Origin of the sequence: Lacrimispora sp., assembly GCF_036758025.1 — a bacterium.
Classification (GTDB): domain Bacteria; phylum Bacillota; class Clostridia; order Lachnospirales; family Lachnospiraceae; genus Lacrimispora.
In genome coordinates, this window is record NZ_DAIOXM010000003.1 from 1 (window position 1) to 12037 (window position 12037).

The 12037-nt window shown below is 43.2% G+C and carries 10 protein-coding genes and 1 tRNA gene; all 11 read right to left on the bottom strand.

Annotation, left to right across the window (positions count from 1 at the left end):
- Positions 1 to 226: 226 nt before the first annotated feature.
- A tRNA-Ser gene (locus tag V7M78_RS03915) sits at positions 227 to 314 on the bottom strand.
- 86 nt (positions 315 to 400) lie between these two features.
- Positions 401 to 1114 (bottom strand): lysophospholipid acyltransferase family protein, encoded by a 714-nt coding sequence (locus tag V7M78_RS03920; protein WP_333646642.1) that lies wholly within the window; start codon positions 1112 to 1114, stop codon positions 401 to 403.
- A gap of 8 nt (positions 1115 to 1122) precedes the next feature.
- The gene (locus V7M78_RS03925; protein ID WP_333646644.1) at positions 1123 to 1674 is read right to left on the bottom strand and encodes a Fe-S-containing hydro-lyase; all 552 of its coding nucleotides are present in this window, start codon (positions 1672 to 1674) and stop codon (positions 1123 to 1125) included.
- Positions 1675 to 1701: 27 nt separating this feature from the next.
- On the bottom strand, positions 1702 to 2544 hold the full coding sequence (locus tag V7M78_RS03930; protein WP_333646646.1) for a fumarate hydratase: 843 nt from the start codon (positions 2542 to 2544) through the stop codon (positions 1702 to 1704).
- Between the two features lie 120 nt (positions 2545 to 2664).
- Positions 2665 to 3090 carry an RrF2 family transcriptional regulator gene (locus V7M78_RS03935; protein WP_333646648.1) on the bottom strand — a complete coding sequence of 142 codons (426 nt, stop codon included), beginning with the start codon at positions 3088 to 3090 and terminating at the stop codon, positions 2665 to 2667.
- A 208-nt stretch (positions 3091 to 3298) separates the two neighbouring features.
- Positions 3299 to 4621: a hemolysin family protein gene (locus V7M78_RS03940; RefSeq protein WP_333646650.1), complete on the bottom strand. Its 1323-nt coding sequence runs from the start codon at positions 4619 to 4621 to the stop codon at positions 3299 to 3301.
- A gap of 191 nt (positions 4622 to 4812) precedes the next feature.
- Positions 4813 to 7329, bottom strand: a complete 2517-nt coding sequence (gyrA, locus tag V7M78_RS03945) for a DNA gyrase subunit A (protein ID WP_333646652.1) — start codon at positions 7327 to 7329, stop codon at positions 4813 to 4815.
- A 78-nt stretch (positions 7330 to 7407) separates the two neighbouring features.
- Entirely contained in the window at positions 7408 to 9327 is a 1920-nt protein-coding gene (gene gyrB, locus V7M78_RS03950) for a DNA topoisomerase (ATP-hydrolyzing) subunit B (RefSeq protein ID WP_333646654.1), read from the bottom strand.
- 25 nt (positions 9328 to 9352) lie between these two features.
- Positions 9353 to 10438 carry a DNA replication/repair protein RecF gene (recF, locus tag V7M78_RS03955; RefSeq protein ID WP_333646656.1) on the bottom strand — a complete coding sequence of 362 codons (1086 nt, stop codon included), beginning with the start codon at positions 10436 to 10438 and terminating at the stop codon, positions 9353 to 9355.
- A gap of 8 nt (positions 10439 to 10446) precedes the next feature.
- Positions 10447 to 10656 carry an RNA-binding S4 domain-containing protein gene (locus V7M78_RS03960; protein WP_333646658.1) on the bottom strand — a complete coding sequence of 70 codons (210 nt, stop codon included), beginning with the start codon at positions 10654 to 10656 and terminating at the stop codon, positions 10447 to 10449.
- A gap of 20 nt (positions 10657 to 10676) precedes the next feature.
- Positions 10677 to 11798, bottom strand: a complete 1122-nt coding sequence (gene dnaN / locus V7M78_RS03965; RefSeq protein WP_333646660.1) for a DNA polymerase III subunit beta — start codon at positions 11796 to 11798, stop codon at positions 10677 to 10679.
- Positions 11799 to 12037 lie beyond the last annotated feature (239 nt).

The following is a 12037-nucleotide window of genomic DNA, read 5'->3' on the forward strand; positions in this document are numbered from 1 at the left end:
ATTTTCAGGGTTTTACATACTGTTCAATCTTCTGTTTTCAAAGTGCTTTTTGTGTTTCCGTTTCAAAGGCAACTTGTTAAGTCTATCACAACGCTTTTGTTTTGTCAACACTTTTTTTATTTTCTTTTTTGCTGTTTTTCGACAGCTTGTATATGTTAGCACATCTTTCCAGATATGTCAATCACTTTTTTTCACTGTCAAAACAAAAATCATTTTTGGAAATGAGCGGAGAAAGAGGGATTTGAACCCTCGCGCCGGTTGCCCGACCTACACCCTTAGCAGGGGCGCCTCTTCGGCCTCTTGAGTATTTCTCCGTAGTTCATAATTTCCATATGAGCAGTCTTTCGAATCAAATCTTCTCCAGACGCATTGACAATTATACATAATATATTTCGACTTGTCAACCTATTTTTTGATTTATTTCTTCTTGTATTTTGTCTTTTACAATTTCTGCGATTTGAATGGTTTTTAAGTTCTGATAATCTTCAGCATAGAGAGGTTTCAAAAAGGAAACCTGCACTTCCATTTTCTTAGAAGAGTTCTCATCAAAGGGCCTGAAACAATCAATAAGGGCAACAGGTACAATGGGGCATTTTGCATTTACCGCACTTTTGAAGGTTCCTCCTTTAAAAGACTGCAACGTGTTTCCATTCCGGCTGCGGGTTCCCTCCGGGAAGATCACATAATTCTTTCCGGCTTTTACATTGTCGGTCATCTTATAGATAATATCCATGGAGGCCCTCACATCCTGACGGTCTATGGAAAAACCATCCAGAGCCTTAATTACCTGTTTTATTAAAATCAGTTTGGCAGCTTCTTTCTTTACCACTACACTGAGAGGATTTGGACAGGCATCCATAAGAGCCAGTACATCAAAAAGTCCCTGATGGTTGGGAAATAAGATAAATCCATTTTCAGAAGGCAGATTTTCAATGCCATGAACTTCTACCTTAACACGTCCTGTTTTATTTACCGACTTCACCACGTTCCTGAGATAATCATAACGTTGCTCAAGAGTGTGGGTATCTCCCGGAAGTCCCATCTTCCAAATGCGGAAAAGCCATAGGGGAACACGAAAAAAATTTCTGGCTACCATATAAAAAATACGGTTCATGTTTTATTTTAGTCCTCTCTGTAATGTTGAATTGCTGTTTCATATAAATTATTACCTTTGCTGTCTATGACGACAACTACCGGAAAGTCTTCTACTTCCAGACGCCTGACAGCCTCTGTTTCCAAATCATCGTAAGCAATGACTTCCGAACTTTTTATGCATTTTGAAAGAAGTGCTCCGGCTCCTCCTACTGCTGCAAAGTAAACGGATTCATTTCTGACAATGGATTCAATGACTTCTTTGCTTCTTTTTCCTTTTCCAATCATTCCGCCCATCCCCATATCTAAAAGAAGGGGGGTGTATTTATCCATGCGGCTGGATGTGGTGGGCCCTGCGGATCCAATGGGGCGTCCTTCTCTGGCAGGAGAAGGGCCCATGTAATAAATCATGTTTCCTGTTATATCAAAGGGAAGTTTTTCTCCCCTGTCTAAAGTTTCTTTCATTCTTTTATGTGCAGCATCCCGGGCAGTGTAAATGACTCCTGTGAGATAGACGTAATCTCCTGCATGAAGGCTTTTTGCCTCTTCTCTGCTGATAGGTGCTTTTATATGATGGTTCATGGTATCCGACCTTTCTTGCTTCAATTATCATATGACCCGGTGTGCATGTCTGTTTACATGACAGCAGATATTTACCGCCACAGGCAAGCCGGCTATATGAGTGGGATAAGTTTCTATATTTACGGCCAAAGCGGTGACGCTTCCTCCCAACCCTCCGGGACCAATTCCAAGCTTATTGACTTTCTCAAGCATTTCTGATTCCAATTCTCTTACATATGGAACAGAGGGCTTTTCGTTTAAATCTCTGGTTAGGGCATGTTTTGCCATTTGCGTACATTTTTCAAAGGTTCCTCCGATTCCCACTCCCACAACCATAGGCGGACAGGCATTGGGGCCAGCATCTTTTACGGCAGTCAGGATGGCCTCCTTAATACCTTCTATTCCATCTGCAGGCTTTAACATAAATACACGGCTCATGTTTTCGCTTCCAAAGCCCTTGGGAGCTACGGTAATATCAATCTGGTCACCAGCCACAACTTCATAATGGATGACTGCGGGAGTATTGTCTTTCGTGTTGATCCGCTCTACCGGCTCTACCACTGATTTTCTTAAATAGCCTTCTATATAACCTTCTCTCACTCCCTGGTTGATGGCATCTGTAAGGTTTCCTCCTTCTATATGTACATCTTGCCCGATTTTTATAAAAATTACCGCCATTCCTGTGTCCTGGCAAATGGGTATCATATCTTCACCGGCAATCTCTAAATTTTCTTTTAACTGGAAGAGAATTTGTCTGCCTAAATCCGATTTTTCCTGTTCCAATGATTTAAAAAACACTTCTTCCATGTCTTTTGACAGCACATGGTTTGCTTCTATGCACATTTCCTTAATATTTTTTATTATTTCTTCGGTTCTAACGGTTCTTATCATGTTTTTTTCCTCCCGACGGTCGCCGCGAATTCTGTCTTTTTTAATCATAAATCATTAATTTCCTGAAATCAAGCACAAATATGGCAGGGAGTGATGTGAACCTTCATTCCCTGCCATTGTTCAGGAACCCTGCCGGCTTTTTACCAGCTTTTCCTGAATATCCTTTATGGTTATTTTTTCCATTCTGATTCTGCAAAGCTCATTTAGTTCTCCGTAAATGTCATCCATAACACCTGACATTCCGGAAGAAATCATGCATGGCATATTTTCATCTCCTGATTTCCAGGAGGAGGATACGAACGTGACTTCAAGAGCATCGCAAACTTGTTTTAAATTCACCTGGGCAGGATCTTTGATAAAATGGTATCCGCCTTCCAAACCTTCCTTGGTTACAATCATTCCGGCCTTTTTTAATTTTGCCATGACCTTTCTTATGCGGGCAGGATTGGTACATACATTGGTAGCCAGTTCTTCACTGGAAATTGTAGTTTTCTTTTTATTTAAATAGACCAGTCCATGAACAGCTACTGCAAATTCACTTGTCATAGGAATCCCCCATTCTTACAAACATCAAATGACCCCATTTATCTGTAATTATTATAGTTTCAGTTTGTATCTTACCAAACTTTTGGAGGGATTGTCAAGGGACATATAAGGTGAATTTGCCCTCAGGACAAAGAGAATATTACCAGGAGACGGTGAAAAAAGGTCTGGTTCCTTCAGGAAACCAGACCTTTTCACTTTATGAATGATATTAAACCGCTTTTTCCTTTATCTTAACAATAGCTTCTTTTATTACCTTATCTTCCATTTCCAAAATCGTATAATGATTTTTCTCATCATCAAGCTCTAAAGGCATCTGAGAATCCTTTGGGATAAAGCCTAAAAGCTCTATTAAGTAACCGGATAAGGTATCGCAGGAGCTTTCTATCTCGTCGTGAAGAACCTCATCAAGATCATACAGGGATACGCTTCCTGCTGCTTTGTATACATAAGGCTCTATTTCAACTAATTCAGGTTCTTCGTCATCGTATTCGTCGTGGATATCTCCTACGATTTCTTCGATGAGATCTTCCATGGTGATCAGGCCGGCGACTCCGCCGTATTCATCTACCAGGATGGCCATCTTTGTCTTATTCTTCTGCATATCCAGAAATAAATCATCTGTCTTTTTATTTTCCGGTATGAAGTAAGGCTTCTGCATGATGGCATGGATGTCTACTTCCGACTGATCTTTTTTATTCATTTCTATGATAAAGTCCTTCATGAATAAAATACCGATTATATTATCAATCTCATCTTCATAAACAGGAATTCTGGAATGACGGCTGTCCAGGATCTCATTGAGAACCAGATCCATGGGCTTGTTGATGTCAACTGCCACCATATCCTGTCTGGGCGTCATGATTTCTCTGGCCCTCTTATCGTCAAAAAGGAAAATTGACGTAATCATATCTTCTTCGATCTGGTTAAACACACCGCTCTCCCGCCCTGTCTGAAGCATGGAACGGATTTCTTCCTCAGAGACTTCCTCTTCTAAATTGGCTGTCTTCATCCCCAGAAGCTTTAACACTCCGTTGGTGGATAAGGAAAGAAACTTGATGAACGGGGCCATTATTTTTGAGATAAAATAAATAGGGCCTACAGCAAATAAGCTGAACCGTTCTGCCTTCTGCAAGGCTATTCTTTTAGGAACCAGTTCTCCGAAAACCAGATTAAAGTAAGACAGAATAAAGGTCACTATAACCATGGCAAGACTCCGGCTGTAGGGGAGGCCAAGAGATTCCAGCTTTCCTCCTAAAACCTGTGAAATTCCGGTGGCTGCCGATGCACTGGAAAAGAAGCCGGCAAATGTAATTGCCACCTGAATGGTGGAAAGAAAGCCTGTGGAATCCTCTGAAAGCTTCTGAATCAGAGCTGCCTTTTTGTTTCCTCCGTCAGCTAACATCCGAATTCTGTTTTTGTTGACCGATACAACGGCCATTTCCGACCCTGCAAAAAATGCATTCATCAAGGTCAGACCAATTAATAATAAAATCTGTGCGGCTATCTGCGCCGCGCCTGGGTCACTATCCAAGCTGGTATTCCTCCTTTTTTTTCGGACTTATTGTCCTCGCAGAACTTTCCTGCTTAATTTCAATAAAAGGAAAGAACTTTGACTGCAGTAAATTTACATGGCTGCGTTCAAAGTCCCTTCACTGCTCTTTATTGATGGCTATTATTATAATATAAAAATCCAAATATTACAATACCATTTTTCATTAAGGATTATTCTTCCTCTTCCAGCTCCAGTTCTTCCAGACCTTCGCCTTCGGATTTGCTGCCGTCATCCCGTACCTTTGCAATGCTGGCAACGGTGATATCGGAATCCTGATCAATGTTCATCAGCTTGACACCGGAAGTGTTTCTGCCTATAACGGAAATATCGTTGACGGAAATCCGGATGACAATTCCTCCGGTTGTGATGAGGAGCAGGTCATGATCATCGTGAACCAGCTTGGCTCCTACAATGTCTCCTGTTTTTTCCGTAATTCTATAGCAGAGAACTCCCTTTCCGCCTCTGTTCTGAGGAGTGAATTCTTCAATCGGAGTCCGTTTTCCCATGCCGTTTTCTGATACAATCAAAAGTTTGGGGCCCTGGGAATCCATCTGCATTCCCACAACCTGATCGTCTTCGTTGAGCTTCATGCCGATAACACCGATGGATACACGGCCTGTCACGCGGACGTCTTTTTCATGGAACCGGATACACTGGCCTTTTTTAGTCACCAGGAAAATATCCTTTGTATCATCAGTGGCTTTAACTTCAATCAGCTCGTCATAATCCCTGAGAACAATGGCCTGAAGGCCGTTTTTGCGGACATTGGCGTAATCCTTCATAGGAGTTTTCTTCACCATACCGTTTCTGGTTGCCATAAAGAGATACTTGTCATCGTCGTATTCCTTCATGGGGATGATGGATGTGATGTTCTCTCCCGGAAGCATCTGCAGAAGATTTACAATGGCGGTACCCCTGGCTGTCCGGCTTCCTTCGGGAATCATGTAGGTCTTTAACCGGTAAACCCGGCCTGTATTGGTGAAGAACATCAGGTAGTGATGGGTGGTGGTCATCATCAGGTCTTCAATGTAATCCTGATCAATGGTCTGCATTCCCTTGATTCCCTTTCCTCCCCTGTTCTGGTTTTTGAAGTTGTCAACGGACATTCTCTTGATGTATCCCAGCTTTGTCATAGCTACGATGGTATTCTCATCGGGAATCAAGTCTTCCATGGACATATCGAATTCATCAAATCCGATGGAGGTTCTTCTGTCATCTCCGTACTTTGCCTGGATGATGGAAATTTCCTCTTTGATGACTGCCAGAAGCTTTTTCTCATCTGCAAGAATTGCTTTTAATTCTGCAATTCTTTCCTGAAGCTCCTTGTATTCATTTTCAAGCTTTTCACGTTCCAGACCTGTCAAAGCTCTCAGACGCATATCTACGATAGCCTGAGACTGAGGATCACTCAGTTCAAAGCGGGCCATAAGCTCTGCTTTTGCTGCCTGGACATTTTCAGCGGCCCGGATAATCCGGATCACTTCGTCGATGTTATCTAAGGCAATGAGCAGCCCCTTTAAGATATGGGCTCTTTCCTCTGCTTTATTTAAATCATACTGGGTTCTTCTGGTTACAACTTCTTTCTGGTGGTCCAGATAATAGTCTAACATCTGAAGGATGTTTAAGACCTTTGGTTCCAGAACGCCGGAAGCATTTTTAACCAGGGCCAGCATGATGACACCGAAGGTATCCTGAAGCTGGGTGTGTTTGAGAAGCTGGTTTAACAGTACATTGGCATTGACATCACGGCGCAGCTCAATGCAGATTCTCATGCCGGTACGGTCGGATTCATCTCTTAAATCTGTAATTCCGTCCACTTTTTTATCTTTTACCAGTTCTGCAATCTTTTCAATCAGACGGGCTTTGTTGACCATGTAGGGAAGCTCGGTTACAATGATCCGGCTTTTTCCATTTGGCATGGTTTCTATATCGCTGACAGCACGGACCCTTATTTTGCCTCTTCCGGTGCGGTATGCGTCTTCAATTCCCCGTTTTCCCAGGATGGTTGCTCCTGTTGGGAAGTCAGGCCCTTTGATGATTTCCAGCACTTCTTCCATGGTGGTTTCTCTGTTTTCTTCCACCTGGTTGTCAATGATCTTGATAACCGCACCGATGACCTCCCTTAAGTTGTGGGGAGGAATGTTAGTGGCCATACCTACGGCTATACCGGAGGTTCCATTTATCAGAAGGTTTGGATAGCGGGAAGGAAGCACATCAGGCTCCCTTTCGGTTTCATCAAAGTTAGGGCTGAAGTCAACGGTGTTTTTATTGATATCCGCCAGCATTTCCATGGATATTTTGCTCAAACGGGCTTCCGTATACCTCATGGCTGCGGCGCCGTCTCCATCCACGGAACCGAAGTTTCCATGACCATCCACCAGAGGATATCTGGTGGACCATTCCTGGGCCATGTTGACCAATGCTCCGTAGATGGAACTGTCGCCGTGGGGATGGTACTTACCCATAGTATCACCGACGATACGGGCGCATTTACGGTGGGGTTTATCAGGACCGTTATTCAGCTCGATCATAGAATACAAAACTCTGCGCTGTACGGGCTTTAAACCATCCCGTACATCAGGCAGGGCTCTGGAAACAATGACGCTCATGGCATAATCAATGTATGATTTTTCCATGGTCTTTTTTAGGTCCACGTCATGAACTTTATCAAAGATATTTGGTTCCATTTTATTTCCTCCAATTATTTCAATTCACGCATCTGTCAAGATGCGAAAAATCGCCTTTGTACTTGAAAACCTTTTTTATTAAACATCGAGATTCTGCACATATTTGGCATTTGCTTCGATAAATTCACGTCTTGGCTCTACCTGGTCGCCCATAAGGGTGGTGAAGGTTAAGTCTACCTCAGCCTCTGAGGAGGTATCATCACTGATGCTGACACGCAGGAGGACTCTTCTTTCCGGGTCCATGGTGGTTTCCCAAAGCTGCTCTGCATCCATCTCTCCCAGACCTTTATAACGCTGAATCTTATTGTTATTATCCCGTCCTATCTCTTTTAAGATGGAATTTAACTCATCATCGCTGTAGGCATACCATACCCGTTTACTCTTTTCCACCTTGTATAAAGGCGGCTGGGCCAGGTATACATAGCCCTGGCGGATGAGTTCCGGCATAAAACGATAAAGGAAGGTGAGAAGCAGGGTGCTGATGTGGGCTCCATCTACGTCGGCATCGGTCATAATGATAATTTTATGGTAACGCAGTCTGCTGATATCAAAGTCTTCATGAATACCTGTTCCAAAGGCAGTGATCATGGCCCTGATCTCCGCGTTGGCGTAGATTTTGTCAAGCCTTGCCTTTTCCACGTTTAATATTTTTCCGCGGAGAGGAAGAATGGCCTGGGTATTTCTGGAACGGGCGGTCTTTGCGGAGCCTCCCGCACTATCTCCCTCTACGATGTAAATTTCACAGTTTTCAGGATTCCTGTCGGAACAGTCTGCCAGCTTTCCGGGAAGGGTCATATTTTCCAGAGCTGTCTTTCTTCTGGTTAAATCCCTGGCCTTTCTGGCCGCATCTCTTGCTCTCTGCGCCAGAATGGACTTATCGCAGATAGTTTTTGCAATGCCGGGATTCTGTTCCAGGTAATAGGTTAACTGCTCTCTTAACAGATTATCTACAGCTCCTCTGGCCTCGCTGTTTCCCAGCTTCTGCTTGGTCTGCCCCTCAAACTGAGGCTCTTCGATCTTGACGCTGATAATGGCAGTCAAGCCCTCTCTAATATCCTCACCGGATAAGTTGGCCTCACTTTCCTTTAACAGCTTATTTTTTCTGGCATAGTCGTTTAAAGTGGTGGTAAGGGCATTTTTAAAGCCCGCTAAATGGGTTCCGCCCTCGGGAGTGTTGATGTTGTTGACAAAGCTGTAAATGTTTTCCGTATAGGAATCATTGTGCTGCATGGCAATCTCAACAAAAACCCCATCCTTTGTGCCTTCGCAGTAAAATACCTGGTCATAAAGAGAGGTTTTGCCCTTGTTTAAATAGGTGACAAATTCCTTGATGCCGCCTTCGTAGTGGAATACGTGATTATGCTTTTCTTCTCTATCATCCCGCAGAACAATTTTTAAGTTCTTGGTCAGAAAAGCTGTTTCCCTGAGACGGACCTTTAAAATGTTATAGTCAAAAACAGTTTCTTCAAAAATATCCTTATCAGGAAGAAATGTAACCGTAGTTCCATGTTCATCAGGACCGCACTGGCCGATGACTTTTAAGGGATATATGGTCTTTCCTCTTTCATAGCGCTGCTTATAAACGCTTCCATCCTGACGGATTTCTACTTCCAGCCAATGTGACAAAGCATTTACAACGGAAGCTCCTACGCCGTGAAGACCGCCGGAAACCTTATATCCTCCGCCTCCGAACTTTCCTCCGGCATGGAGGATGGTAAAAGCCACCTCTACCGCCGGAATTCCAGCTTTTTTCTGGATTCCTACGGGGATTCCACGTCCGTCATCTGAAACGGTTATGGAGTTGTCGGGATGGATGGTGACCTCCACACATCCACAGTAGCCTGCCAGGGCCTCATCCACTGCATTGTCCACGATTTCATAGACCAGATGGTGAAGTCCTCTGCTGGAGGTACTGCCGATATACATACCAGGCCTCTTTCTTACTGCTTCAAGCCCCTCTAATATCTGGATCTGATCTGCTCCATATTCTTGACTCATATTTATACGCTTCCTTCCTGAATCGTTAATTTTCACTGTTTACGGTACCGCTCATTACCCGGAATATCTTATCAATGGGAAAGCGGTTGCTGACAAAATCCTCAAGCCCTGTGCAGGTAATAATGGTCTGCACATGATCAATCCCTGCCAGCAATTGGTTCTGTCTGCTGCTGTCAAGCTCTGACAGCACGTCATCCAGCAAAAGGATGGGATAATCATTTACTTTTTTTTTCACCAGCTCTATTTCTGCAAGCTTTAAGGATAAGGCTGCTGTTCTTTGCTGTCCCTGTGAACCGAACCGCCGGATATCAATTCCATTGACCATGAAGCTTAAATCATCTCTGTGGGGACCGGTGAGGGTGGTTTTCTGCCTCAAATCCTGCTGTCTGCTTCGTTTCAATGCTTCCTCAAAATCTCCTGCTTCCACATCTGGCTCATAGAAAATGGTAAGGGTTTCTTTTTCCCCTGAAATCTTCCAGTGGATGGCTTCAATGGTTTCCTTAAGCTGATCCACAAATTCCTTCCGGCAGCCGATGACTTCTTTTCCATACTGAACTAACTGCATATCCCAGACATCCAGGGTTTCTTCATATTCCGGATGGAAGGCTAAGTCTTTTAACAGCTTGTTTCTTTGGGTTACGATTCTGTTATATTGTACCAGGGAATGAACATAAAGCTTATTTAACTGGCATAATTCCAAATCAACGAACCTGCGCCTTTCGGCAGGGCCGTTTTTTATGAGATTTAAGTCCTCCGGAGAGAAAAACACCACATTGACAATTCCAAACAGTTCGCTGGCCTTTTTGATGGGAACCCCGTTGACTGCTACGCCCTTTGCCTTGTTCTTTTTCAAGTGCATATCAATCCGGTATGGAACGTCTCTTTTTCTGATGTTCAGCTTGATATGGGATTCATCTCTGTCAAACTGTATGATTTCTTTATCCTTGCTCCCTCTGTGGGATTTGGTGGTTGCACAGACATAGATGGCCTCCAAGACATTTGTTTTTCCCTGGGCATTGTCCCCATAGAGTATATTAGTTCCCTGACTAAAATCCATATGTAATTCGTCATAGTTGCGGTAATTTTTTAGCTCTATAGATTCAATCATCATGGAATTTTTTACGCCTCGATTTTAATGGTATTGCCTTCAAAGGTGACGGTGTCCCCGTCTCTTAATTTCTTTCCCCTCTGATATTCTGTCTGGCCGTTGACTGATACAAGGCCATCCTCTATCACATGTTTGGCATCAACGCCGGAACCAACCAGGCCCGCGGCTTTTAACGCCTGGCCCAGTTTGATGTATTCATCTCTTAATTTTATGGTTTCCATTGATCCTCTTCTCTGCACCTTTAAACGGATGCCGCATTAAAATTAACAGGAAGAATCAGGTAAATGTATTTTCCTTCTTCATCCCGGATAAAGCAGGGGGTTTTTGCATTGAGCATATAAAGAGCCACTTCTTCGTCGTCAATAATTCTCAGGGCATCAATCAGGAACTTGGGATTAAAGCCGATCATGATGTCATTTCCTGTTTTGTGGATGGACATCTCCGCATTCATGGATCCAAAGCTGGAATTGATCTTTAACTGCATCTCCTGATCCTGTACATTGATGATAAGAGGCTTTTTGTCATTTTCCCTTACCAGGATGGTTGCCCTGTCCAGGCAGCTTAAAAGCTCTTTCCGGTTTACCATGATCTTTGTTTCATAGTCACTGGAAAGCATCTGGTCAATTCGGAAGTAATCTCCTTCAATGAGGCGTGATACCACAATGGTATCTTCAAACTCAAATAAAATATGGTTGGGGCTGAAGAAAATCAGCACTTCTTTTTCATTGTCCCCATCCAGAATTTTACTGATTTCGTTTAGAGTCTTGCCAGGAACAATGACTTTTATATCATGATACGTGTCTTTTAATTCAATATTCCGGATGGAAATGCGGTGACCATCCAGAGAAACCACCTTTAACTGGTTTCCTGTCACCTGAAAAAGCTCTCCGGTCATCATCTTATTGCTGTCATTGGGAGCAATGGAAAAGATGGTCTGGCGGATGACTTCTTTTAAGGAAAACTGAGACAGACAGATATAGTTGTCCCGTTCAATGTATGGAAGGTAAGAGAATTCCTCTCCATCCCGTCCCTGAATATCAAATACGGATTTTTCACAGGAAATGGTGGTGGTGAACTTTTCATCGCTTTCAATAGTAATGAGGGAATCTCCTGCAGAGGAGAGCTTTCTGACGATCTCAGAAAAAAGCTTGGCTTCAAGAGCGATTTTTCCTCTTTCCAGGATGGTTCCTTCCACCTTGGTTTCAATACCCAGTTCCATGTCATTGGCAGTCAGTTTGATTTCTGATCCGCTGGCATCGATAAAGATGCATTCGAGGATGGTCATAGTGGTCTTACTGGAAACCGCCTTTAATACAATATTAATGCCGTTTAAAAGGGCATCCTGCTGGAATGTCAGTTTCATGATTGTTGATAACTCCTTTGCTTTGAAAATGGCAATAAATGAATGAATGATATAGTTAAATTCCGTCGTATTAGTAGTAGGGGCTGTGGGTTTGTGTAAAAGCCCTTATAACGGTTATCAGGGCTGGCTTTTCTCTGTATATAAGGATGTGAATAACGTCCACAAAAGTCCTTTCAAACTGGAAGGTTATCCACAAGAAGATCAGAACCCATTCTTAACCCTTTTTTATCCACAGGAAA